Below are 21580 nucleotides of genomic sequence, written 5' to 3' on the forward strand. Positions count from 1 at the left end.
GCTTTCCTTACGGCCGGGGAGTCTCCCGACTTGAGGGCAACAGCAAAAATCCGGCCACCCCATGCGCATCCGCCGGGGGCGGCGCTACACTCGTGGACTGCTCAGCAACACGGCTTTGCCACCCGACACATGAAGTACTGCGCCCATTGCGGCAGCGAGGTCGAACTGCGCGTTCCGGCCGGCGACAACCGCCCGCGCCACGTCTGCCCGGCCTGCGGCAGCATTCATTATCAGAACCCGCGCATGGTGGTCGGTACGCTGCCGGTGTGGGAAGACAAGGTGATGCTGTGCCGGCGGGCGATCGAGCCGCGCCACGGCTACTGGACGCTGCCTGCCGGCTTCATGGAGAACGGAGAGAGCGCCGCCGAGGGCGCGATGCGCGAGACGCGCGAAGAGGCCTGCGCGCGGGTGGAACTGCTGGCGCCCTACACGATGGTGAGCGTGCCCTTCATCGACCAGATCCACCTGCTGTTCCGCGCCCGGCTGCTCGACCTCGATTTCGCGCCGGGCACCGAATCACTGGAAGTGAAGCTGTTCGACGAGGCCGACATCCCGTGGGACGAACTGGCCTTCCGCAGCGTGTCGCTCACCTTGCGCACCTTTTTCGAGGAGCGCCGGCAAGGCAACTTCGGCGTCCATCACTTCACGCTGCCTGCCGCCGCCAGCTGAGCGCGCCTGCGCCGGCTCAGGCCTCGACCAGCTCGGCGGCGGCGCCGAAGCTGAAACTGAAGGTCGCCCCCTGCCCCGGCACGCCCTCGGCCGCGACGCGGCCGCCATGCAGCCGGATGATGCGCTGCACGATGGCCAGACCGATGCCACTGCCGTCGTATTCGCGATTGTTGTGCAGGCGCTGGAAGGGCGCGAACAGGCGCCCCACGTACGCCATGTCGAAGCCGGCGCCGTTGTCGCGCACGTAATAGGCGGTCTGTTCGCCCAGCCGGGACTGTCCGATCTCGATGCGCGGCTGCGGCTGCAGTCGGGTGAACTTCCACGCGTTGCGCAGCAGGTTTTCCAGCACGATGCGGGCGAGGCCGGGATCGGCGTCCACCCACAGGCCTTCCGGAATCACCCACTGCACCTGTCGTGACGGCGCCTCGGCGTCGAGTTCGCGCGCGATGTCGCGAGCGACGTCCGACAGATTGGTCAGCGTGCGGCGCACCTCGGCGCGCGACACGCGCGACAGTTCGAGCAGGTCGTCGATCAGTTCGCCCATGCGCTGGCTGTTGCGACGGATGCGCGCGAGGTACTCGCGCCCCTGCTCGTCCAGCAGATCGCCGTAGTCCTCGACCAGCAATCGCGAAAAACCGTCGAGCGCACGCAGCGGTGCGCGCAGGTCGTGCGACACCGAATAGCTGAAGGCCTCCAGCTCCTTGACCGCCGCTTCCAGCGCCGCGGTGCGCGCGCCGACACGTCGTTCCAGTTCGTCGTTCTGCGACTGCACACTCTGCACGTGCTCGGCCTGTATGCGCGCCGCCTCGCGCTGCGCGGTCACGTCGCGGCGTACCGACACCAGACCATTGAAGGCGCCGTCGTCGTTGACCAGCGGAATGATGCTGACGTCGTAGACGCGCGGATCGTTGCCGGCCAGGTTGACCACCTGTTCCTCGAAATGCGGCTTGCAGGTGCGGGCGACCTCCTGCGCGATGGCGTGGTTGTGCAGCAGCACCTCGGACAGCGAGGGCAGATGCGCTGCCAGTTCCTCGCTGGTCGCCCCCAGCCAGGCCGTCTTCTTCAGGCAACGCGTGTCGAGCAGCGCGCGGTTGGCCAGGCGCCAGCGCAGGTGCCTGTCCTTCAGCACGATCAGGTCGGGCAGCGCATCGACCAGCGCGCGCAGGCGGAACTCCTCTTCGCGCAGCGCCTCGCGCGCCTGCATTTCGGCGGTGATGTCGCGGCTGACGCCGCGATAGCCGGAAAAGGCGCCGGACGCGTCGAACACCGGTTCGCCGGACGAGGCGAGGTAGCGCCAGCGCGAACCGTCACGGCGGCGCGACAGGAAATCGCGGAAGGCTTCGTGCCGTTCCAGTGTCTGCCGCAGCAGGCCCCAGGGCTGGGTCAGCGCTTCCTCGCCGGAAATTTCCCACGGCGCGCAGCCATCCAGCTCGGTGTCACCGAAGTGTGCGTCGGTCAGTTCGTCCGGCAGCCGGTGGTAGCGCAGTTCGGCGTCCAGTTCCCAGTGCCAGTCGGCCGACAGCAGGGTCAGCGCGCGGAAATGCGATTCGCGCTCGCGCAGCGCGCGTCGGGCCGCCTGCTTCTCCGACATCGCGGCGCCGATGAACAGCGCGGTCGCGGCGGTCAGCATGATCAGGCCGTGCAGCACCAGCAGCTGCACCTGCATCGGGTGCGGGCTGAACGGCGACGTGCCGTTGGCGGTGCCGGCCAGCGCCATCATCGAAGTGATCAGGAAAGCGGTCCAGCCGACGCGCGGCGGGAAACGCAGCGCCACCCACACGACCAGCGGCAGCGCGACGTAGAGCTGCAGCATCGGGTCCGGCAGCAGCGCGACGCCGGCGAAGGTAACGCTGAGGAGGGCCATCAGCGCGCCGACGACGACGATCTGCTCGGGCAGGCGGCGCTTGAGCTGCTGCAGCGGCCGGCGCGCGCCCCAGGCCAGCAGCGGCAGCACGGTGACGATGGCGCCGAGCGCGTCACCGAGCCAGGCGGTGGAACCGATCTCCAGCCAGCGCTCGGGCGGCAGACCATACTGCAGCACGCTGCCGGTCAGTGTCGCCAGGGCACTGGGCACCGCCATCAGATAGATCACGGCCATCAGCTTGAGCGCACCATCGGTGCGTTCGAGCAGATCGGTCGGTTGCGCGGTCAGACGGCGTAGCAGCACCGCACCGGCCCACGGCGCAAGGACCTGGCCGGCGGAGAACAGCATGATCATCGCCGCGCCCTGACGCGCCAGCACTGCCGACGCAAGCACGCCGACGACCACGCCGGGCAGCCAGCGCGCGCCGCCCTGCAGCAGCGCGAACAGGGCGAGCCCCATCGGTGCCCACATCGGCATCTGACCCGAGGCAACGTCGCGCAGCCGGAAGCTGAGGGCGGCGAGCAGGCAGTAGGCGACGGCGATCAGCAGATTGACCACAAACCCGTGCCCCGGCGCGCGAGCGCGCCCGGCCGACGGATCGGCCGGCTCCGACGGCGACGGCAGCGACTGCGGCGGCGTGCTCAATTCTGTCTCCGGCCGGCTTGACTACCGCGGCGGCACTTTCTAGTTTTCAACGACTGCCGCACGAATGTTTCCTGTGGAGCGTGATGATGGAAAGACGCAGCTTTATCGCCGCGTGCAGCGCCGCCTGCGGACTGGCCGGACTGAACCTGCCCGCGCGCGCCGCCGTGGCGCGGGAATACCCGCGCAGCGTGCTGACCGACGGCGAAGGTCGGCCGCTGAAGGCGTCCTCGCTCAAGCCGGGCGTCAATTATGTATTCCAGTGGCCGTATCCGGCCACGCCCTGTTTCCTGCTGGATCTGGGCAGGAAGGTCAACGGCACGACGAAGCTGCGTACCGCCGACGGGCAACAGTACGACTGGCCCGGCGGCGTCGGCCGGGCCCAGTCCATCGTCGCCTACTCGGCCATATGCTCGCACAAGCTCACGCATCCGACACGGGACATCAGTTTCATCGCCTACCGTGACGAAGCGACTGCACACAGCCGCCGCGCCCGCGTGATCCACTGCTGTTCCGAGCACAGCCAGTTCGATCCGGCCGCCGGCGCGCGCGTACTTGAAGGCCCGGCGCCGCAGCCACTGGCCGGCATCGTGCTCGAATACGCGGCAGAACGCGATGAACTGGTGGCCGTCGCCACGCTGGGCGCCGACGTGTTCGACCGCTTCTTCCAGAGCTTCGGTTTCCGGCTGGCGCTGGATCACGGTGGCGACCGCGCGATGAAACCGGTCGGCGCGACCACGCGGGTGGTCGCAATGGACAGCTTCTGCCGTCAGCAGGTGCGCTGCTGACGGTGTCGAGGGTTCAACCGGGTAGCGGTGGCTCGGCATCATCGGAACGGGCGGCATCTCCCGCTTCCAGCTCGAGTTCGACGGTAAACCCGTGCGCCGGAAGCGACGTCGGTATTACGGCCCGCCCGGCCGCTGCCTTGAAGGCGGCCAGCACCGCCGCGTCAACCTCGTCACGGCCGCTGCTGCGCGCGAGATCGACGCCGACCACCCGCCGCGCCAGTACGTGCAACTGCACCGACATCGACGCGGCGCGCCGCTCCGTCGCCCATCCATCGGCGACGACCACACGCGCCAGCGCGTAGCGCAACGCCCGCAACGCGTCCTCGCCCGGTGCCGGCAACGCTGGCTCGGCGACCGGCGGCGGCATGCGCGCAGCCGCGACGGTGGTGCCCGTCGCCGAAACCGGCGCCGCGCGCGGCTCGTCCGCCACCACGCCCGTTTCCGCAGTCGCGCTGTCCTCCGACGGCGAGGCGCTCTGGCCGACCGGCTTCAGCGCCAGCCGGAGCACGCGCTGGCTGGGCTGCGGCGCCACGGACGGCAGCGGCCAGAAAACAAGCAGGTGCAGCAGGGCTGACAGCGCCAGAGCACAGCCGAGGGAACGATGCGTCGCAAACGATTGACGCGGTTGCAAATTCATCTTCCTTTGCTAAAGTGTCCGAGCACCTTGCGCGGCAACGTTTCCCGCGTCGCCGGGCGGATGCGTGACGACACACGTTTCACTTCGACTGACCGATTTCAGACCGAGGACGCGTAAGACGATCATGCTGGAGCACCCACCCCGGAGCATAGTTCACGAAGTGCGACGCCCGTCGCACCCGTGGATACTGACCCTCGACGCCAACGGCGTACCGCACCGCTGGGTCAGCTGGCAGCATGCCGTGTTCTATCACTCCAAGGATCTGGTGGCCTGGGTGGCCGGCAGTCACGAGTTCGAAATCCGCGGCGGCATCAATCGCGTCACTGGCGAACAGTCCTTCATCCGCACCAACAGCATCATCGCGATCAAGGGACGCAGCCACGCGCACAAGCTGCAGACGGCCGTGCCGCCGCTGAACAACCGCGAACTGTTCCACCGCGACCGCTCGATCTGCGGCTACTGTGGCGGCGAGTTCTCGTACCAGAAGCTGACGCGTGACCACATCGTGCCGGTGTCGCAGGGTGGCCGCGACCTGTGGATGAACGTGGTGACCTGCTGCCGGCCCTGCAACCAGCGCAAGAGCGGCCGCACGCCGGAGCAGGCGCGGATGCAGCTGATGTACGCGCCCTACGTGCCGAACAAGGCCGAGTACCTCATCCTCAGCAACCGCAACATCCTGGCCGACCAGATGGATTTCCTCGCCCAGCACGTGAACGCCAACAGCCGCTGGAAAGCGGCCTGACCGTTCACAGCGGAACGGCGGCCCCCGACGGACGACGACGGGTGGTGCGCGGCAACAGCAGCTGGAATACGGTGCCCTGACCGACCGCGCTCTTGCACGACAGCGAACCGCCCAGCGAGCGGGCCAGCGCCAGTGCGTGCGCCGGCGTCGCCTGCTTGGCGCCGCTCCCGTCCGGCGCGAACAGCGCCGCCACCCGCCCGGCGTCCATGCCGCGGCCGAAATCGCGTACCCGGACCTCGACGAACAGCGAGCCATTGAGGTTCAGACCTTCGGCCGTGCTGACCGCGATGCGACCGGAGGTGCCGACCTGTTCGGCGCTGATCGCCAGCAGCGCGTGCAGCAGCTCGCGCAGCACGCCGAGCGGCAGGTGCAGCGGCGGCAGCGCCGCGTCGAGATGCAGTTCGGTCGAGATCGAGCGGGCCCGCAGCACGCGCTCCTCGACCTCCGCCACCGTCTGTTCCATCAGCTGATTGAGATCGATGCGCTGGGCGTCGGCCGACACGTCGGGCGGACGGCCCTCGAACTGACGCAGCACGGTGTCGATGCGTTCGATCTGGTCGCCGAACACCGTCAGTTCGGAATCGACCATCGAATCGGCGCCCATCTTCAGGCGCATCGACTTGATCTGGTGCCGCATCAGGCCGAGCGGCGTGTGCAGGTCGGCGCGCAACTGGCGCGCATGCACGGCGTACTGCTCGGCCATGCCCTGCCGCAGTTCGTCCAGTTCGCGCAGACGCAGCTGCTGCTGGTGCAGGGCCCGCCCGGCCCCGTCGGCCAGCGCACGCAGTTCGTCGCTGCGGCGCATCAGCGCGGGCGCGAGACTGGCCGGGAAGTGGTAGAGCGCGAGCGCCTCGACGCCGGCTTCGCTGCACAGCGGCTGAATCAGGCCGGTCTGCCCGGGCGACACGCGCAGCAGGCGCTGCAGGCTGACCGGCAGCGCAGCGGCTTCACGCGCGTCGCTGCACAGCCAGGCCGCGCCGGACGACAGCTGGTGCCACACGCCTTCCAGCCCCGCCTGCCCGAGGTCGATGCGCTGAACGTTATCGCCCTGCTCCGCGATGGGCGTGAAGGCGCTGCCGCCCTGCCCGGCTCGGAGTATCTGCGGCGCCGGCAGGTCGAGCAGCAAGGCCGACGCCAGTTTAAGCATGGTCCACAGCGCGGGCTCGTCGCCCCGCGCATACACCTGGCCGCACAGCCCGGCGCGCGCGAAGCCGGTCAGCGCGGCGCTGTCGTCCGGCTGCGCGTCGGTGATGGCGAAGGTCGGACGATAGGGCGCACCGGCCGGGAGCAGCGTGTCGGCAGCGTCCACCTCGACCAACCGGCAGCGTTCGAACGCGCGGCTGTGCGCCGCCTGCAGCGCGATGTCGAGCGCATCGGCCGACAGCCCGGTCAGGCGTTGTGCGAGCGCCCGTTGCTGCGTCGTGTCGGCGGCACCGCCACCCGCCAGTTCTTCGGCGGCGCGCGCCAGGCGCAGGTGCTCGGGCGCATCGGCGAAGAGCGCGCCGTCAGCGTGGGAGAAGCGCAGCGCATCCGCCAGTCCGGCCGACCATTCGGCAGACAGCAGCGCGGCGCCGACCTCGCCGTGATGTTCGCCGCCATAGGCGGTTTCGAACGCGGCCAGTTCGTGTTCCGTCGGCCGGTGCGCGTGCCGCTCGCCACCACCGGGTGCCGCCGAAAGCAGCGGCAACGCGACGTCGAGCAGCAGGCCGGCGATGAAGCTCTCGTCCGGATCGCAGCGACCGCCCGCAACGGCCAGTTCGCGGGCGATTTCGGCGCTCAGTATGGAGTGCGCCCAGAACGCATGGTGCCCGGAAAGATCGACGCCGCTGCGCTGGACGCGCGCGCGGCCGTCGAGCAGCGCCACCTGTATCAGCCCATGTCCGCAAGCGTCGATGACCGCGTCGATGCGCCGTCCGGCGCCGCCATCGCCGGTGGGCGTGGCGATCAGCTGCGATGCACGCAGCAGGCGCAGCACCCAGGCCGGATCGTGGCGCAACAGCGTATTGAGGGACGGAACGCCGGCCGGCAGCGCACGCAGTCCGAGTGCCACGTCCGCGAGAAGCGGCAGCGAAGGCAGACCGGACAGCATGGCACAGTCGATCGCGCGGGCGGCGGGGGCTGTCATGCGGACTGGACGATGTTATTGGACGCCGGGCCTGAGCCCGGCGCTGACCTCTTTGGTTTATCGGCCGTTCTTGAGACGGTATCTGCGATTGATCATACCGCAGCAAATCGACGGAAACCCGCGCCAATACTGGGATGCGGCGTGGGTCACGCCGTCGTTGCAGAGCAACGTCGCCCATTTCGCCCGCAACTCGAACGCCGGTGCCGGAATCGCATTCGGGGCGTCAACCTTTACAAATGGTTACGCCACTCGAAATCGGGGTTCACAGCAGCGGCACAAGCTGGCTTCGCTGCCGGAGCGTTCCGGCGAACGGAGAACCCGAACATGAAAACCCCTGAAAAATCATCTGTCCGCGGCCGCTGGTTTGCCGGTCTTGCCACCGCTGGTGCGCTGGCCGGACTGGTTGCCGTCAATCTGCCGGCACAGGCCCATCCGGGCGCCGAGGGCGGTGCCCACCCGGTCAAGCACGGTGAGCGCCACCACGGGCCGGAAGCGATGGGCAAGCGCATGGAACACATGGTCGAGCGCGTATTCACGAAGGTCGGCGCCAGCGAGGAACAGAAGGCGCGCGCCCGCGAGATCGTCAAGGCGTCCGGCGAGGAAATGAGGAAACTGCACGCCGGTCATGCCGACGACCGTCAGCAGATGCTGGCGCTGCTGTCGGCCGACACGATAGACCGCGGCCAGATCGAGCAGCAGCGTGCCGCCCGCCACGCTCAGATGGACGAAGCGTCGAAGGTAATGACGCGCACGATGGCCGATCTGGCCGAAGTGCTGACGCCGGCACAACGCAAGGAGGCGGCCAAGTCGCTGGCCGGCATGGGTGGCCGCCACGGCCACCACGGCAAGCACCGCCACGGCGACGGCCCGCGCGCGCCGGAGGCGACGCGCGGCTGAGTCCGCTCAGGCGATGTCGAACAGGCGCGCCAGCTCGGCCCCCGGGTCGGCGGCGCGCATGAAGGCTTCGCCCACCAGGAAGGCATGCACGTCGCGGGCCCGCATGGCCGCGACGTGTTCCGTTGCGAGGATGCCGCTTTCGGTGATGACCACGCGGTTGGCCGGAATGCGCTCGAGCTGCGACAGCGTGAAGTCGAGCGATACCTCGAAGGTGCGCAGGCTGCGGTTATTGATGCCCATCAGCGGCGTATCGAGCTGCAGCGCGAGATCCAGTTCGCCGGCGTCGTGGCTTTCCACCAGCACCGCCATGCCCAGTTCCGTCGCCAGCGCCTCGAGCGCGCGCATGTCGGCGACCGCACGGGCCTGTTGCGCCGCGTCGGCTTCGCCCGAGGGCGGCAGGAAGGCGGCAACGATCAACAGGATGCAGTCGGCGCCCATCGCCCGCGCCTCGACCACCTGATACGGGTCGATGATGAAATCCTTGCGCAGCACCGGCAGGCTGCAGGCGGCGCGCGCCTCGACCAGATAGTCCGGACTACCCTGGAAATACTGGCGGTCGGTCAGCACCGACAGGCAGGCAGCGCCGCCGGCCTCGTACGAGCGGGCAATCTCCGCTGGCCGGAAGTCGGCGCGCAGCACGCCCTTCGACGGACTGGCCTTCTTCACTTCGGCAATCACCGCCGGCTTCTTCGCGGCGACGCGCGTCTTCAGCGCAGCGACGAAGTCGCGCGCCGGCGGCTGCGCTTCAGCACGTAGGCGCAGCGCTGCCATCGTCTCCGCGACAAGACCGTTGGCGATTTCGTCGCGCTTGGTGGCAAGAATCTTCTGCAGGATGTCGGACATGGGCGGCCTCAGTTCGCGAACGAGCGCGACAGCTCGACCAGCTTGTCGAGACGCTGCCGCGCCGCGCCGGATTCGATGGCTTCGCGCGCCCGTTCGACGCCGTCGCGCAGGCTGTCCGCCACGCCCGACACGTAAAGGCTGGCGCCGGCATTGAACAGAACGATGTCGCGCGCCGGCGGAAGCGTGCCGTCGAGTGCGGCCAGCAGCATGTCGCGCGAAGCCTGCACGTCGGCTACGCGCAGTGTGTCCAGCGCGTGCACCGCCAGCCCGAAGTCGGACGGATGTACGGTGTATTCCTTCACCTCGCCGTCGCGCAGTTCGCCGACGAAGGTGTCGCCGCTGATCGACAGTTCGTCCAGCCCGTCGCGCCCATGCACCACCATCACGTTGCGCGAGCCCAGTTCCTTCAGCACGCGCGCCAGGATACCGACCAGGTCGGCGTGGAACACACCCATCACCTGGTTGGCCGCCCCGGCGGGATTGGTCAGCGGGCCGAGGATGTTGAACATCGTGCGCACGCCCAGTTCGCGCCGCACCGGTGCGGCGTGTTTCATCGCGCTGTGGTGATTGGGCGCGAACATGAAACCCACGCCCACCTGTTCGATGCAGGTCGAAACCTGGGCCGGCGTCAGGTTCAGATTGACGCCCAGCGCTTCCAGCACGTCGGCCGAACCGCTCTGCGACGAACTGGCGCGCCCGCCGTGCTTGGCCACGCGCGCGCCGGCCGCCGCGGCGACGAACATCGACGCGGTAGAAATATTGAAGGTGTGCGCACCGTCGCCGCCAGTGCCGCAGGTGTCAACCAGTGTCTGGGTGTTGTCCACCGGCACCTTCATCGACAGTTCTCGCATCACCAGCGCCGCGGCCGCGATCTCGCCCACCGTTTCCTTCTTCACCCGCAGGCCGATCAGGATGGCAGCGATCAGCGTCGGCGACACCTCGCCGGTCATGATCTGACGCATCAGCGCGGTCATCTCGTCGCGGAAGATTTCGCGGTGCTCGATCACGCGCTCGAGCGCCTGTTTCGGGGAAAAAGTCATGCGCCGGCCCTCCACTCGTCGAGGAAGTTCTTCAGCATCTGGTGACCGTGCTCGGTCAGGATGGATTCCGGATGGAACTGCACGCCCTCGATGGCCAGCGTTTTGTGCCGCATGCCCATGATCTCGCCGTCGTCGGTCCAGGCGGTCACTTCGAGGCAGTCCGGCAAGGTGTCGCGCGACACCGCCAGCGAGTGGTAGCGGATGGCGGTGAAGGGATTCGGCAGACCGCGGAACATGCCCTTATCGAGGTGGTGGATGGCCGCCGTCTTGCCGTGCATCACCACCTTGGCGTGCACGACGTCGCCGCCGAAGGCCGCACCGATGCTCTGGTGGCCGAGGCAGACGCCGAGGATGGGGTACTTGCCGGCAAAGGCCTTGATCAGCGGCACCGACACCCCTGCCTCGTTCGGCGAACAGGGGCCGGGCGACACCACGATGTGGTCCGGCTTCAGCGCGTCTATCTGTTCCAGCGTGATCTCGTCGTTGCGGAACACGCGCACGTCCTCACCGAGTTCGCCGAAGTACTGGACGAGGTTGTAGGTGAAGGAGTCGTAATTGTCGATCATCAGCAGCATAAAAAGCCCAACCCATTGATTCAATTAGGCGCATTACCGTGCTGCCTGAATTGATACCCGCAAACGTACCCGCTTATTGTTTCGCTGCATTCCGGCACTGCAAATAAGAATGCCGGCGCGAAGGCCGGCATTATCGCATTTCAAACGCAGCAGGCGCCGCACGGTTAATTCATGCTGCAGCTTGCTCGGTCTGCTGAGAAACCCAGGCCTGCACCTTTCGCTCCGACCAGCGCGACAACGACCCGAGCTTCACCGGTGCCGGGAAGCGGCCGGCCTTAATCTCGGCGTACAGCTTCGTCTTCTTCATGCCGGCCTGCGACATCACTTCGTCGAGCTCGATCAGGCGGTCAATGGTCTGCTCATTCATGGTTGTCCTCGTCTTCGTGGTTCTGTGGTTCCTGCACTTCCCAGCCCCGCGCCCGCAGGAAGTCGGCGGCGCGCTGCTCATCGGGTGTTACAACGCCGGCCATCCAGATCCAGTCACCGTCCTCGAACCGGATGCGGCCGACCTTGATGTGGTACGCCAGCGCGCCCCACACCGTCGCCGAGGTGCCGCCGGCCATGTCGCACAGTTCGGCCGTGGTCACCCTGCCCTCGCGCTGGATGATCTGCAACAGCTGCTGGGCGTTCGAGGTGGCGCGTGATCGCGGCACCGCATGCCGGGCTGTAGCCCAGCGCGCGTGATCGTGGATGGCGGCGGTCATAGCGTCGCGTCCTCCGTGCCGTCGCCCTCGTCGAAGATCAGCGCAGCCAGTTGCTCGATCGTGCTGATGTCCTGCAGCGGACCGCCGTCGACGCTGGCGCGCATCGGGCGGGCGCCGAACTCGTCTTCCGACCACCAATCTTCAAGCCATGTCGGCGAGCAGCCGACCACCTGCGCCGTATGCTCTGTCGCGATGATCATCACGTGCTGCACCGACAGCATCAGGCGCGATTCAGGATCGGCGCCGGTCAGTTCGGAGAACTCGGCCAGCGCGGCGTCGCAAGCCTTCATGCGCTCGTGCCAATCGCGCAGCGCCTGGAGCTTTTCGTCTCGGGTCATGGCCTCACCCGCTTGAACTCGACCACCCAGACCCACGGGTTGGCGTCCCAGCTGTCGGGGCCATTGATGGATTTCCACAAGTCTCTGTACCGCTCGATGCACGCCGCGGCTCCGCCCTTTTGGCTTTCAATGCCCTCTGCACACGCATCGTCGTGACTGATGTCCTGCAGCCGCTCGACGCGGACGGCGGTGATTTCGAGCAGGATGCGGGAGAGGCTGCGCGGCATGTGGATGCTCGGCTTCCAACCTTCGCCCGGCTGGCTTTCGTGAAAGTCTGCGCGGTAGACCGTAGATGCCGGCCGGCATGGAATGCTGACGCTCGCTTCCCAGCAGTAGTCGGCCGGCTCGTGCATGAACGCCTCGCGCACCCACAGACGGTCACCGGGCTGGCCGTAGGGGCAGCGAACAGCCATCTGATCGTCAGTCAGCGCGTCATCCTTCCAGCACAGCAGTTCTCCCGCCAAGATCCGCGGCTGCGGCTTCACCGCCCGCCGCGTCTGCGTCTTCGTGCCGGCCAGCAGGGCACGCACCATCGGCGCGCTCATGAGCATCGGGCGCTCAGCCATTGCGCACCTCCGACACCCACACCGCGGCCGGCTTCCCGCGCCACTCGTAGCCGCCTGTCCACTCGCCTTCGCTGCCCAGGTCACCCAGCGGCATCACCGCGATCACGTGACCTTCGGTGACCAGCTGCGCGGCGTCGCACATCGAGCGCGCGAATGACACGTCGGCCGGGATCAGGCCGAGCACGGCCGCGTCGAATGTCTCGCCGTCGAGCCACTGCGCATCGGTCACGCAACGAGAGAGGCGCGCAGAGCACGGAAGCCGCGGGCGCGCAGCTGGTCGACCAGCGCGATGTCGCTGACCAGGCACGTGACCTGCGCGGCGACCGGCTGGAAGCTGTCGAGCAGCGGCACAACGTCGCCGGCGAGCAGCACGCGCTGCCCCTTCTGGATGTCCGCCGTCTGGAACGCGAAGTTCGCGGCGGACAGTGCTGTGATGTTCATGGTCTTCACCTCAGAACGGAATTCCATCGTCGTCCATGCCGCCGAAGCCACCGCCGGACGACGCAGGGGGAGCCGCAGAACGCTGCGGACGGCTCGGCGCGTTGGACTGCGGCGCGGGCTGGCTGTAGTCGCCACCGTAGCCGCCGGCATCACCGCCGCTCGAACCCTGACGGCCGCCCAGCATCTGCATGCTGTCGGCGCGGATCTCGGTCGTGTATCGGTCCTGACCCTGCTTGTCCTGCCACTTGCGCGTGCGCAGACTGCCCTCGACATAGACCGATGAGCCCTTCTTCAGGTACTGGCCGGCGATCTCTGCCAGCCGGCCATAAAACCCGATGCGATGCCACTCGGTCTGTTCCTTCTTCTCGCCGGTGGCCTTGTCCTTCCAGCTGTCCGTCGTGGCCACCGTGATGTTGCAGATGGCGTCGCCGTTTGGCGCATAGCGGGTTTCCGGATCGCGGCCGAGGTTGCCGACGATGATCACTTTGTTGACGGACGCCATCAGGCAGCACCTCCCTGCGCTACGGTCAGAGCAGCCAGCGCTGGCTGAACCCATATCGGCGCGCTACTCAGGGTGAAGGTCTCGCCAGACCACGCCAGCAGCAGCGTGCGGCCCATCTCGCCGGCGATCGCTTGCGCTGCGTCCGGCGGCACTGCGTTGCCGATGCGCTCGCGCCAGTCGCTGTCGCTGAGACCGTCCAGCTCGAGCACTTCCTCCGGATCCACCAGCGACTGCAACGCGGCCAGCTCAAGCGTGGTGAAGGGGCGGTGCCACGTGCCGTCCTCGGCACGGATGCGCGCAACGAGGCGGTCGGCCGCAGCCGGCATGCCAAAGTCTCCGCCTTGCACCGAATCGCAAACCCGCGGGTCCGCCACCGTCCACGGACCGTTGTCGTGGCAAGCCGAGGCCGACACGGCGCCGCAGCTGCTGGCCCACGGCACAACGCCGTAATGGCCTCCGGTCAGGTAGTGGTCGCCGCGCTGGCGCTGCATGCCCGGGCGTGGGTCGGCCACCGCGAAAGCGCCTTGGCCGGTGGTGCTGCCGCTGATCACGGTGCCGGCGGCGCCGTCGAAGGGCGTGACGGCGTACTTGCCGAACACCTCGCCGGCTGGCCGCGGGTCGCTGACACACTGGCCAGTGCCGTGTGCGCTGGTGATGGCGCGCGCGGCTTCGTCGAAGCGCACGATGCGGAACTCGTTCGAGTGCTTCGCCGGGCCGCCGTGGCGCGGGTCCGCTACGCAGTACGCACCCTGCCCGGGCATCGTCTTGCCGCTGACAGTGCCGGTGTGCGCGGACCACTTGCGCACGCCGTAGGCCTGGCCATCGCGCCATTTCGAGGACTGCTCGAAGCGCGGATCGGCGATCGAGAACGCGCCGTTCATCGGCCTGCTGGCGCCGGCCACCACGCCGGACGGCTCTTCCCAGCGGCGCACGCCGAGCGCTCCGTTGTGCATTTCCGGCACGATCAGGTAGTCGCGCAGCTTGCCGTCCTCGATCGCCAGCCGGTTCAGGCTGCGCCAGTCGCTGCCGGCCGTGACGAATGCCAGCCGCACCCAGGTCTTCCACATCAGCGCCGGCACGCGGTGCATCGGGCCGGCAGCGGGGTCGCCGGGCAGCGGCATGCGGCCGAGCACGGTGCCCACGCCCTGCAGCGGGCGCGAAACCGGCTCGTACAGGAAGGGCGGCACCTTCGCCATGTGGCGCGCCACCAGCAGGAAGCGCTTGCGGCTCTGCGCCAGCGCGCCGAGCTGGCCGCAGTCGTGCGTGGTCTCGGCGACCGCGTAGCCATACTGCCGCAGCAGCGCGCTGATCTGGTCGAGCAGGTGCCGGCCGCGCGTGGCGATGCGGGGCACGTTCTCGAACAGGATCAATTCGGGCGGGTCATCGGCCCAGGCTTCGAGCATCAGCCACACGCCGCGCAGCGTCAGGCGGTTCAGCGCCTGATACTTGTCGGTGCGGCTCTTGCCCTCGGCGAGCAGCCCGCTGAAACCCTTGCACGGCGCCGACAAAAACACGATGTGCGGACGCTCCCCGCCTGCCGCGCGATGGATGTCGGCTGTGGTTGCCTCACGCCAGCCCGCGGCCGGCTCGCTGCCGTGGAAGGCCCGGTACTGCTCGCGGTCGAATAGATCCAGCACCGTGCCCGGCACGCCGGCCAGCCGGCTGAAGTCGCGGATCGATGCCGGGTCAACGTCGATGCCGCCGAGGCAGCGGAAGCGGCCGACCATGTTGCCGACCCTGGCGCTCGCCGCGTTGAAGCCGCGTGCACCGCCGCCGAGGCCGCAGAACAGATGGAAGTGACGGATGTCGCGCACGTCGTCCGGCGCGGTGATGAAGGCGTCGCGCTTCATGCTGCCCCCCGATCTGCGCGGAACATTTCGCGGCTTGCGGGCGGCGGCGTTACGACACGCAGCCCGGATTGCCACAGGTCGGGCCCGGTGTGGCAAACGCCGACGTAGGCCTTGACGGAGCGTCTGCCGCATACCAGCGTCAGCATCACGCCGGTTTCGGTGCGCCGCAGCTTGGTTACGGTCCAGTGCCGCGCCCGATGAGCGAGCACGGCACCGGGCTGGATCCGCGCCATGTTCGCGAGATACCGCTCGCGTTCTCGTGTCCCGGCGCTGCTCATACGGCACCGCCTTTCGACCCTGCCGGCCACTGCGCCCAGGCGAGAACCGTGACGTCTACCGGCATGCCGTCCTGCGTGAGCCATTGTTCGCCGTCGTAGCAGCCGCCCCATACGTCGCCGTGGTCGGGGCCTTCGACAAGCACCAGTTCGTCGGCGTCTGGAATGCTGCCGTCGTTTACCCAGCGGATCGGCTCGACCGCATCCCCGGGCGCGTAGCAGGTGCGCACAAGGCGCTCCAGCACCTCGTAAGCTTTCGGGTTATCACGCAGGTTGACGTCGTGCGTGTCCAGTCCGGCAAGGTGTTCCAGCGCGTCGCGCATGACTTCATCGTCCGGCATCCGCACATCCGCCGTGTCGTTCCAGCACTCCGGATCCGCACACCGCAGCCCGCCATGGTTGCCGTCGCACTTCGCGGGCTTCGCCTTCGCAAACGGCTTTCCAGTCACAGCCTCGTAGTTGTCATGCCCGCACTCACTGCACTCGAGCCCAGTGTCCAGCGCGCCGCCGCATTTCACGCACGGGACGTCGTCGCCGTCGCCGGGTTCGTCTTTGCGCGCGGACGCATCGGTTCGAGCGTTGAAATTCGGAAGGCCTTCCATCAGTCCTCACCTCCGCCCAGATCAGCCGCCGGCGGCACAAGCGACAGCGTCACGCCCTGCTGGATCATTTCGCAGAGCCGGCCGAGGTCTTCCGACTTCGGGTGCGCGATCACGCGGAAGGACACGCCGACGCTGCCGCCGTCCTTCGCGTCGAATCGGAACTTGTTGACCTGGCAGTCGCCGAGCGCGATGTCGTCGCCGCTCACGCCGTAATGCACGGTGGTGGTGTAGCCGGCGTATTCCTTGCCCCACTTCAGCGCGCCCAGCAGCGGGAAGCGCAGCTTTGGCAGGTAGCCGGGTTCGTCCTTGAACATGTCGCTGTCGCTGGCATCGGCGGCGCGGTACAGCGCGCCCTTCAGCGCCGGGTCGAACTCGCTCAGCACGTCATTGCTGACGGTGATCGCGAAGCCGAGGTTGACGGCGAGGTGCTTGTCTTCGCCGTGCAGCTCGGCACGCGGGTTGACGCTGGTGAGGGTGGATTCCTGCTTGTCGAGGCTGAACATGATGTGTTTGGTCCTTGGATGTCGGGTGGCGGTGATCAGGCGGCGGCGGTGTCGGGCGACTTCATGCGCTCGGGGTGCGCGTTGGCGAAGTCGATGAAGTCAGCGATCCGCAGACTCACTGCTCCCGCTTGGCCGAAATCACCGGAGGCGTAGACGCGCGACTGGTAGTCCTGCAGCGCGTGGATCGCCAGCACGTCCTGTGCGCGCAGCACGAACACCGGTTCGTCGTCCGGGATCGGCTTACCGGTGGCGCGATTGACCAGGCGGCCGTCCTTCTGCGAGATCGTGTATTTCGGGCACTGCGCGCGCGTCAGCCCGAAGACGACACCGTTGGCGTCCGGCTGCTTCTCGTAGGCGTAGTGGCCTCGTATCTGGCTGCCGAAGAACTTGCCCTTCGATTCCGCGGCGCTCATTCGCTCGAACACGTGCGCCGGCACGTCAGCGTAGTGATAGACGCTGCCCGGCGTCGCGCCGCGGCCCGGGAAGCGGATGGCGAGGGTCTGCGTCTCGGCGTCATAGCCGAAGGCTTCGATCTGAGACGACGCGCACTCGATCATTTCGATGGTGGTGGACATGTGGTGTGCTCCAGGTAAAAGGTGGGGTACTCACCGCCTAAACCGCTGCCCGCTTCTCGGGACTTCGACCCATCTGGGCTGATTGTCAGCAGCGGCGGAACCTCGTCGGCTTGCGCCTGCCCTGATGGCTTTCGCCTTCCGGACGGCTTTCCCCCGTTGAAAAATCAGGCCCGTGCAGCGGCGCCCTGCGCGACACGCTGAACGTGCGTCACGATGGCGGCGCAAATGCGGGGGAAGTCAGATTCGCGGTACAGCTTCGCGCTGCGCTCGACGTGCGCCTGCACGCCCAGGCCGGCAAGGAAGTCGGCAGTGACGTTGAATCCCAGGCGCTCGCAAACGGCGCCGAGCTTCAGGGTCGGCGGCTCTTCGGTACGCGTGATCAGGTCGGGCTGCTGCGCCACCGCGGCGACCGGCTGCGGCTCGGCAGCCGGAGCGGCCGGCGCCGGATCGGCTGCCGGTGTCGCCTCGGATGCGCGCTTGATCGCCTCGGCCGCACGCTGGTCCGCCTCTCTCCGCTGCGCTTCCTTGTGCTCGTGCTCGTTGATGCGCATGGCGATGACCGCGGCAAGATCGTCGCGAGCCTTCAGCACCAGCTGCTTCACGTCCGGGAACAGGAACGACAGGTCATCGCGCTCGCGCAGCGCCTGCAGGTTGATCTGGATGCGGTCGGCGATCTCGTTCGCGGCGATCTTCGAGTGCGCCAGTTCGGTGTCCACCGCGTCGCGCATGCTCGACAGGCTCTTCTTGCCCTTGATCGCGCCCGCGAAATCCGCCGGCACTGTCGGCATCAGCGGACTGCCAAGGCGCTCGTTCAGCGCCTCGATGTGCTTGCGCAGCGCCACCGCGCCGCCGGTCACGATCTCTTCGCGGATCGCGTCCTTCCGGGCCTTGACCAGCTTGTCGAGATCCAGCCGGACGCGCCGCGCCTCGGCGCTGATGTCGTCGATCGCGCGGAACAGTTCGTCGATGCTGGTGGTCTGGCTCAGGGCGTGCTGCTTCGCTGCCTTCAGTCGGTCCTCGACATCGCCGCACCACTTCACCGTCTTCTCGGCATCCGCGAAGTCCTCGTCGGTGCGCAGCTCGCGATTGATGCCCTTGAACACCCCCAGCGCGTGCGCCTTGAACTCGCGCAGGTTGCTGGCCGTGACGGCACCGGTCACCTCGATATGCAGCGCCGGCAGCGTCTCCGGCGCACGGCCGGCGGGCTTCACCTCGACCGGCTCGGGCGTGTAGTTCTGCAGGTCGTGCTCGAGCTGAGCCCAGCCGGCGAGGATCGCGCCGCGCAGTTCGTCGTCCGGGTAGTACCAGCAGTGGCGTTCCTCGACGAGGTCGCCGTCGGCGTCCCACTCGCTGGCCATGAACAGAATGCGTTCGGCGCCGCTGACGTGCAGCTGCTGTTCCATCTGCACGCGGTGGTACAGCGGCAGCTCATAGCCAGCGGCAGCCTCGCGGTGCTCGGGCGCAATGGTGTCGATCAGGCGGAAGCATTCGCGCAGATCCGCGTTCAGCGCCTTGTGCTCGAACCCGATCCGCTCATCCAGCGTCAGGCCGTCGAAGCTGGCCGACAGCCGACCCTCGGTGCCGGTGACCGGATACAGGTCGTCGCCGATGATCTTCTCCGCGATCGGCCGGGCCAGCGCCTCGGCGCGGTGGCCGTTGTCGAATCGCTTCTGTGTGGCGACATCCACCTCGGGCGTAACGCCGGTGTGCAGCTCGCGCAGCAATGCGGAGCGTGTCTTGTACGGGCTGCAGCCCATCATGGCCGGCGCGTCGCTGGCGTTGAAGTGCGCGGCACGGTGGGCGAGCCATTCCCGGCTGCCCTGGACAAGGTTCAGGATCTTCATTGCTCGGTTCCTTCCATCTGGCCGACGAAGTCGGATTGCTCGGGGGTGAGTTCGGGGGCGGGATCGGCCGGGTTGTCGAGCGCGATCAACTGGGCGCGCTGGGCGTCGCTGAGCACGGCTTTCGTGCTGAGCATCGCGACGAGGGCGGCGCCAGACTTTCGGCCCTCGGCGACCAGGCCTTTCCACGTCGGCAGGTTCTCGGCGAAGCGGTCGTCGGGGTATGCGGGCAAAGCCGGTGCGCGCGGATCTTCCGGCTGCTGCGTTGCTGCCGGCGGCACCGGCTCGCGCTCGACCGTGCCCATGTCGCGCTCGGTGATGTCCTGCGATTCCTCGCCGATGGACAGGCCGCGCAGCGCGTCGGCGAAGCGGTCACGCAATGCGAAACCACGGGCGCGCATCTGCATCATTCGGTCCGGGTACTGCTGCCACGGCCCCTGTTTGCCCCACAGAGTGGCCTTCTTCGCGTCGGCGACGCTGAAGCGCTGGACATGCTCGGGTGAGCCCTTGCGGGTCACGGCGCAGCACGCCACGCGGTTCTCGCCCTCGCCTTCCATCCATTCGCGGTGACCGGCATAGGCCGGGTGCGCCATCACCAGCGCCAACGCCGCATCACCCCAGATCGACGGGCGGCCGTTGATCACGGCGATGTTCTGCAGCGCCTGAAGACCGGGCAGGCCGACGTCGGCGCCCCACTGCAGAGCGACCAAGCAGTTCTCCGGCTTGCCCTTGTAGTCCTTCGGGACCATGTCCGAATTCGCCAGCACCTTCGCGATGCGCATGGCTTCGTCGAAATTCTGCGGATTGGCGAGGAAGACCGCGGACGCGGCTTTGCCCACCGTGAGTTCGTTGCTCATCGTGTCGTGCTCCTGTGTGGTCAGAGGGTGATGCGCGCCAGCCGCAGGGCATTGCGGATGCCGTAGCCGCGGCGCAGGTAGTAGAGGGTGTCGGTCAGGAACTTGAAGGCGCGCTTACTCATCGTCAGGGCCTCCCATCTGGTCCGCGCACTGGCCGAAGCCGCGCGCACAGCACCAGCCCACGGCGAGGAAGATGACCAGGCCGAGCAAGATCAGGGCGGCAGTCATGACGCACCCCACACGCGGTGAAAGGTGATCTGCGCCGCGAATGGATAGGGACCAGAGTCACGCCACGCGCAGCCGCCAGCGACGACGAACTCGCGCGCGTCCAGATCCTGAATGTCGTCGTAGTAGTCGAACTCGGGCCGCACGTCGGTCGTCATGGCCCGGTTCCGGAAGCAGTTCGCGTCAAGGTTCGGGTAGGTCATACCGCCGCCCGATCACGTTCGACGATGCCGACCGGACGGCCGGTGTCCGGAGCCGCCACAACGAGAGAGCCATCCGGCCGCGTCACAAGTGCGAAGCCGAGCACTTGAGCCGCCTTCGCCACCTCGATCACCGCGGCGCCGGCGTCCGGCTCGATGCCGCGCACGCCTCGCATGTACATGCAGCCGGCCACCAGCAGTGTCTGCATCAGCGCGTCGTAGCCGTCGCGCTCGCCGATGTGCTGGAGCGCCGGGTTATCCCGGCAGGTCGCGAGAACCATGCAGTTGACGTCCTCGCGCACCTTGAATCCGTAGAAGCCGGGATTGCCGGCCGTTGTCGAGTTGCCCATCCGTCCCTCCGTTTGCGTTCGTTAGCGTTCGTTAGCGTTCGCTACGGACTGAACTTTACTTTTCGGTAACCGTCCGGTCAATACCTTTTAGTAACCACGGCAGCAAAATCATCCTTTTGGCCGACGACGAAAGTCATACGCGAGGACGGAACGGGCGAAAAAAAACCCGCCGGAGCGGGTTTTCTGTGCAAGGGAGCAGCTGGTCTACGTGCCGGAGCGCTTTCGCAATCGAGCGAGTGCGACGTCGTCGAGGATGCCGTCAGCGAAGGCCTGCACGAGGATGGCAACAGGGGCAGGAAGATCGCGCCCGCTCTCGTACCGGCTGCCGCCTGACTGCGTCACCCCAAAGCGCGACCAGAACGCTGTTTGGTTCTCTCCGCGCGCCTTTCGGTAGGCTGCGACATCGGACAGGGGGCTGCGCATCGCGGTCAATCCTTGTCGCTGGTGATCCAGGCGACCAGCTTGCACACCACGAACAATAGGAAGCCGGGCGTCAGCAGCATGGCCAGATCCACGTTCTGGAGAATCAGGCCGGCCACGCCGAGCCCCATGCCAAGCACGCCGAGCACCTGGCCGATCTTCAGTGCCTTCCTCATAACGTCGGTTCCCTCTCTGCAGACGCGCTGCGCTCTTCGTTCGAACGGCCAACGTGCGCCGTTGGGTGCCTATGCCTCCAGCCGTGCGCCTCTTGAAGCACGGCGCCGAGGGTCTTTCCGGTGACGGCCTTGCGCTCATCGCCGTGCGACGCATGTGTGTCGGCGTGGCTCAGGTAATCGAGCAAGAGGGCATGCTCTTCATCGGTCAGGTGAGCGAACTGACTATCAGCGCCCGCTACCTGCCCGATCGGGTCAGGGCCGAACACCACATCGTTAGGGTTACCGCATGCGCTCATGACGAAAGCCGCCAGCACCACCAGGAATCCCCGCACC

Annotated in this window: 29 protein-coding genes; 4 read left to right on the forward strand and 25 right to left on the reverse strand. The window is 67.5% G+C overall.

Translation table 11 applies throughout. From position 1 onward, the window contains the following. The first annotated feature begins 129 nt into the window (after positions 1–129). Complete coding sequence (locus ACQ66H_RS15575) at positions 130–669, forward strand: NUDIX hydrolase (RefSeq protein ID WP_430434756.1); 540 nt, start codon at positions 130–132, stop codon at positions 667–669. Positions 670–685: 16 nt separating this feature from the next. Here ACQ66H_RS15575 and ACQ66H_RS15580 read toward each other — a convergent pair whose 3' ends face one another. Beyond that, a complete protein-coding gene (locus ACQ66H_RS15580) occupies positions 686–3178 on the reverse strand; it encodes an MASE1 domain-containing protein (RefSeq protein WP_430434757.1) in 2493 nt (830 codons plus the stop codon). Positions 3179–3264: 86 nt separating this feature from the next. Here ACQ66H_RS15580 and ACQ66H_RS15585 point away from each other — a divergent pair, with 86 nt between their 5' ends. Beyond that, positions 3265–3963, forward strand: coding sequence for a hypothetical protein (locus ACQ66H_RS15585; protein ID WP_430434758.1), 699 nt, complete (start codon positions 3265–3267; stop codon positions 3961–3963). Between the two features lie 13 nt (positions 3964–3976). Here ACQ66H_RS15585 and ACQ66H_RS15590 read toward each other — a convergent pair whose 3' ends face one another. Beyond that, positions 3977–4600, reverse strand: coding sequence for a hypothetical protein (locus ACQ66H_RS15590; RefSeq protein ID WP_430434759.1), 624 nt, complete (start codon positions 4598–4600; stop codon positions 3977–3979). A gap of 160 nt (positions 4601–4760) precedes the next feature. Between ACQ66H_RS15590 and ACQ66H_RS15595 the strand changes: the two genes are divergently transcribed. Beyond that, positions 4761–5342 (forward strand): HNH endonuclease, encoded by a 582-nt coding sequence (locus tag ACQ66H_RS15595; protein ID WP_020165490.1) that lies wholly within the window; start codon positions 4761–4763, stop codon positions 5340–5342. Positions 5343–5346: 4 nt separating this feature from the next. Here ACQ66H_RS15595 and ACQ66H_RS15600 read toward each other — a convergent pair whose 3' ends face one another. Then, positions 5347–7467, reverse strand: coding sequence for an HDOD domain-containing protein (locus tag ACQ66H_RS15600; RefSeq protein ID WP_430434760.1), 2121 nt, complete (start codon positions 7465–7467; stop codon positions 5347–5349). Between the two features lie 324 nt (positions 7468–7791). Between ACQ66H_RS15600 and ACQ66H_RS15605 the strand changes: the two genes are divergently transcribed. Then, positions 7792–8364 carry a Spy/CpxP family protein refolding chaperone gene (locus ACQ66H_RS15605; RefSeq protein ID WP_430434761.1) on the forward strand — a complete coding sequence of 191 codons (573 nt, stop codon included), beginning with the start codon at positions 7792–7794 and terminating at the stop codon, positions 8362–8364. 6 nt (positions 8365–8370) lie between these two features. Here the strand turns inward: ACQ66H_RS15605 and trpC are convergent, their stop codons facing one another. The 22 genes from trpC to ACQ66H_RS15715 form a co-directional block, all read right to left on the reverse strand. Then, complete coding sequence (trpC, locus tag ACQ66H_RS15610; RefSeq protein ID WP_430434763.1) at positions 8371–9207, reverse strand: indole-3-glycerol phosphate synthase TrpC; 837 nt, start codon at positions 9205–9207, stop codon at positions 8371–8373. An 8-nt stretch (positions 9208–9215) separates the two neighbouring features. Next, positions 9216–10247, reverse strand: a complete 1032-nt coding sequence (gene trpD, locus ACQ66H_RS15615; RefSeq protein WP_430434764.1) for an anthranilate phosphoribosyltransferase — start codon at positions 10245–10247, stop codon at positions 9216–9218. Then, entirely contained in the window at positions 10244–10822 is a 579-nt protein-coding gene (locus ACQ66H_RS15620; protein ID WP_019917246.1) for an aminodeoxychorismate/anthranilate synthase component II, read from the reverse strand. The genes trpD and ACQ66H_RS15620 overlap by 4 nt, the downstream gene beginning before the upstream one ends. 169 nt (positions 10823–10991) lie before the next feature. Further along, entirely contained in the window at positions 10992–11189 is a 198-nt protein-coding gene (locus tag ACQ66H_RS15625; protein ID WP_430434765.1) for a helix-turn-helix transcriptional regulator, read from the reverse strand. Then, a complete protein-coding gene (locus tag ACQ66H_RS15630; protein WP_430434766.1) occupies positions 11182–11526 on the reverse strand; it encodes a winged helix-turn-helix domain-containing protein in 345 nt (114 codons plus the stop codon). The genes ACQ66H_RS15625 and ACQ66H_RS15630 overlap by 8 nt, the downstream gene beginning before the upstream one ends. Continuing rightward, positions 11523–11864, reverse strand: coding sequence for a hypothetical protein (locus tag ACQ66H_RS15635; RefSeq protein ID WP_430434767.1), 342 nt, complete (start codon positions 11862–11864; stop codon positions 11523–11525). The genes ACQ66H_RS15630 and ACQ66H_RS15635 overlap by 4 nt, the downstream gene beginning before the upstream one ends. After that, a complete protein-coding gene (locus ACQ66H_RS15640; protein ID WP_430434768.1) occupies positions 11861–12430 on the reverse strand; it encodes a hypothetical protein in 570 nt (189 codons plus the stop codon). The genes ACQ66H_RS15635 and ACQ66H_RS15640 overlap by 4 nt, the downstream gene beginning before the upstream one ends. Beyond that, entirely contained in the window at positions 12423–12659 is a 237-nt protein-coding gene (locus ACQ66H_RS15645; RefSeq protein ID WP_430434769.1) for a hypothetical protein, read from the reverse strand. Before ACQ66H_RS15645 ends, ACQ66H_RS15640 begins: the two co-directional genes overlap by 8 nt. Continuing rightward, positions 12656–12871: a hypothetical protein gene (locus ACQ66H_RS15650; protein ID WP_430434770.1), complete on the reverse strand. Its 216-nt coding sequence runs from the start codon at positions 12869–12871 to the stop codon at positions 12656–12658. The genes ACQ66H_RS15645 and ACQ66H_RS15650 overlap by 4 nt, the downstream gene beginning before the upstream one ends. Before the next feature lie 10 nt (positions 12872–12881). After that, positions 12882–13373 (reverse strand): single-stranded DNA-binding protein, encoded by a 492-nt coding sequence (gene ssb / locus ACQ66H_RS15655; protein WP_430434771.1) that lies wholly within the window; start codon positions 13371–13373, stop codon positions 12882–12884. After that, on the reverse strand, positions 13373–15223 hold the full coding sequence (locus tag ACQ66H_RS15660; RefSeq protein ID WP_430434772.1) for a DNA cytosine methyltransferase: 1851 nt from the start codon (positions 15221–15223) through the stop codon (positions 13373–13375). The genes ssb and ACQ66H_RS15660 overlap by 1 nt, the downstream gene beginning before the upstream one ends. After that, entirely contained in the window at positions 15220–15501 is a 282-nt protein-coding gene (locus ACQ66H_RS15665) for a hypothetical protein (protein WP_430434773.1), read from the reverse strand. Before ACQ66H_RS15665 ends, ACQ66H_RS15660 begins: the two co-directional genes overlap by 4 nt. Continuing rightward, positions 15498–16100, reverse strand: coding sequence for a hypothetical protein (locus tag ACQ66H_RS15670; protein WP_430434774.1), 603 nt, complete (start codon positions 16098–16100; stop codon positions 15498–15500). Before ACQ66H_RS15670 ends, ACQ66H_RS15665 begins: the two co-directional genes overlap by 4 nt. Beyond that, on the reverse strand, positions 16100–16603 hold the full coding sequence (locus ACQ66H_RS15675; RefSeq protein WP_430434775.1) for a hypothetical protein: 504 nt from the start codon (positions 16601–16603) through the stop codon (positions 16100–16102). Before ACQ66H_RS15675 ends, ACQ66H_RS15670 begins: the two co-directional genes overlap by 1 nt. A gap of 35 nt (positions 16604–16638) precedes the next feature. Beyond that, complete coding sequence (locus ACQ66H_RS15680; RefSeq protein WP_430434776.1) at positions 16639–17178, reverse strand: KTSC domain-containing protein; 540 nt, start codon at positions 17176–17178, stop codon at positions 16639–16641. Between the two features lie 164 nt (positions 17179–17342). Next, the gene (locus ACQ66H_RS15685; protein WP_430434777.1) at positions 17343–19022 is read right to left on the reverse strand and encodes a YqaJ viral recombinase family protein; all 1680 of its coding nucleotides are present in this window, start codon (positions 19020–19022) and stop codon (positions 17343–17345) included. Beyond that, entirely contained in the window at positions 19019–19876 is an 858-nt protein-coding gene (locus tag ACQ66H_RS15690) for a hypothetical protein (RefSeq protein ID WP_430434778.1), read from the reverse strand. Before ACQ66H_RS15690 ends, ACQ66H_RS15685 begins: the two co-directional genes overlap by 4 nt. Positions 19877–20100: 224 nt before the next feature. Then, positions 20101–20259, reverse strand: a complete 159-nt coding sequence (locus ACQ66H_RS15695; protein ID WP_430434779.1) for a hypothetical protein — start codon at positions 20257–20259, stop codon at positions 20101–20103. 41 nt (positions 20260–20300) lie between these two features. Beyond that, positions 20301–20651: a hypothetical protein gene (locus ACQ66H_RS15700; protein WP_430434780.1), complete on the reverse strand. Its 351-nt coding sequence runs from the start codon at positions 20649–20651 to the stop codon at positions 20301–20303. Between the two features lie 204 nt (positions 20652–20855). After that, positions 20856–21074, reverse strand: coding sequence for a hypothetical protein (locus tag ACQ66H_RS15705; RefSeq protein ID WP_430434781.1), 219 nt, complete (start codon positions 21072–21074; stop codon positions 20856–20858). A 5-nt stretch (positions 21075–21079) separates the two neighbouring features. Next, a complete protein-coding gene (locus tag ACQ66H_RS15710) occupies positions 21080–21247 on the reverse strand; it encodes a hypothetical protein (protein WP_430434782.1) in 168 nt (55 codons plus the stop codon). Continuing rightward, positions 21244–21579 (reverse strand): hypothetical protein, encoded by a 336-nt coding sequence (locus tag ACQ66H_RS15715; RefSeq protein WP_430434783.1) that lies wholly within the window; start codon positions 21577–21579, stop codon positions 21244–21246. The genes ACQ66H_RS15710 and ACQ66H_RS15715 overlap by 4 nt, the downstream gene beginning before the upstream one ends. Between the last annotated feature and the right edge of the window lies 1 nt (position 21580).

Origin of the sequence: Methyloversatilis sp. (assembly GCF_965284615.1) — a bacterium.
GTDB lineage: Bacteria > Pseudomonadota > Gammaproteobacteria > Burkholderiales > Rhodocyclaceae > Methyloversatilis.

Coding starts and splice junctions, on each gene's coding strand:
- ACQ66H_RS15575 (WP_430434756.1), top strand. CDS start 130: ATGAAGTACTGCGCCCATTGCGGCAGCGAGGTCGAACTGCGCGTTCCG.
- ACQ66H_RS15585 (WP_430434758.1), top strand. CDS start 3,265: ATGGAAAGACGCAGCTTTATCGCCGCGTGCAGCGCCGCCTGCGGACTG.
- ACQ66H_RS15590 (WP_430434759.1), bottom strand. CDS start 4,600: ATGAATTTGCAACCGCGTCAATCGTTTGCGACGCATCGTTCCCTCGGC.
- ACQ66H_RS15600 (WP_430434760.1), bottom strand. CDS start 7,467: ATGACAGCCCCCGCCGCCCGCGCGATCGACTGTGCCATGCTGTCCGGT.
- ACQ66H_RS15605 (WP_430434761.1), top strand. CDS start 7,792: ATGAAAACCCCTGAAAAATCATCTGTCCGCGGCCGCTGGTTTGCCGGT.
- trpC (WP_430434763.1), bottom strand. CDS start 9,207: ATGTCCGACATCCTGCAGAAGATTCTTGCCACCAAGCGCGACGAAATC.
- trpD (WP_430434764.1), bottom strand. CDS start 10,247: ATGACTTTTTCCCCGAAACAGGCGCTCGAGCGCGTGATCGAGCACCGC.
- ACQ66H_RS15620 (WP_019917246.1), bottom strand. CDS start 10,822: ATGCTGCTGATGATCGACAATTACGACTCCTTCACCTACAACCTCGTC.
- ACQ66H_RS15625 (WP_430434765.1), bottom strand. CDS start 11,189: ATGAATGAGCAGACCATTGACCGCCTGATCGAGCTCGACGAAGTGATG.
- ACQ66H_RS15630 (WP_430434766.1), bottom strand. CDS start 11,526: ATGACCGCCGCCATCCACGATCACGCGCGCTGGGCTACAGCCCGGCAT.
- ACQ66H_RS15635 (WP_430434767.1), bottom strand. CDS start 11,864: ATGACCCGAGACGAAAAGCTCCAGGCGCTGCGCGATTGGCACGAGCGC.
- ACQ66H_RS15640 (WP_430434768.1), bottom strand. CDS start 12,430: ATGGCTGAGCGCCCGATGCTCATGAGCGCGCCGATGGTGCGTGCCCTG.
- ACQ66H_RS15650 (WP_430434770.1), bottom strand. CDS start 12,871: ATGAACATCACAGCACTGTCCGCCGCGAACTTCGCGTTCCAGACGGCG.
- ssb (WP_430434771.1), bottom strand. CDS start 13,373: ATGGCGTCCGTCAACAAAGTGATCATCGTCGGCAACCTCGGCCGCGAT.
- ACQ66H_RS15660 (WP_430434772.1), bottom strand. CDS start 15,223: ATGAAGCGCGACGCCTTCATCACCGCGCCGGACGACGTGCGCGACATC.
- ACQ66H_RS15665 (WP_430434773.1), bottom strand. CDS start 15,501: ATGAGCAGCGCCGGGACACGAGAACGCGAGCGGTATCTCGCGAACATG.
- ACQ66H_RS15670 (WP_430434774.1), bottom strand. CDS start 16,100: ATGGAAGGCCTTCCGAATTTCAACGCTCGAACCGATGCGTCCGCGCGC.
- ACQ66H_RS15675 (WP_430434775.1), bottom strand. CDS start 16,603: ATGTTCAGCCTCGACAAGCAGGAATCCACCCTCACCAGCGTCAACCCG.
- ACQ66H_RS15680 (WP_430434776.1), bottom strand. CDS start 17,178: ATGTCCACCACCATCGAAATGATCGAGTGCGCGTCGTCTCAGATCGAA.
- ACQ66H_RS15685 (WP_430434777.1), bottom strand. CDS start 19,022: ATGAAGATCCTGAACCTTGTCCAGGGCAGCCGGGAATGGCTCGCCCAC.
- ACQ66H_RS15690 (WP_430434778.1), bottom strand. CDS start 19,876: ATGAGCAACGAACTCACGGTGGGCAAAGCCGCGTCCGCGGTCTTCCTC.
- ACQ66H_RS15695 (WP_430434779.1), bottom strand. CDS start 20,259: ATGACGACCGACGTGCGGCCCGAGTTCGACTACTACGACGACATTCAG.
- ACQ66H_RS15700 (WP_430434780.1), bottom strand. CDS start 20,651: ATGGGCAACTCGACAACGGCCGGCAATCCCGGCTTCTACGGATTCAAG.
- ACQ66H_RS15705 (WP_430434781.1), bottom strand. CDS start 21,074: ATGCGCAGCCCCCTGTCCGATGTCGCAGCCTACCGAAAGGCGCGCGGA.
- ACQ66H_RS15710 (WP_430434782.1), bottom strand. CDS start 21,247: ATGAGGAAGGCACTGAAGATCGGCCAGGTGCTCGGCGTGCTTGGCATG.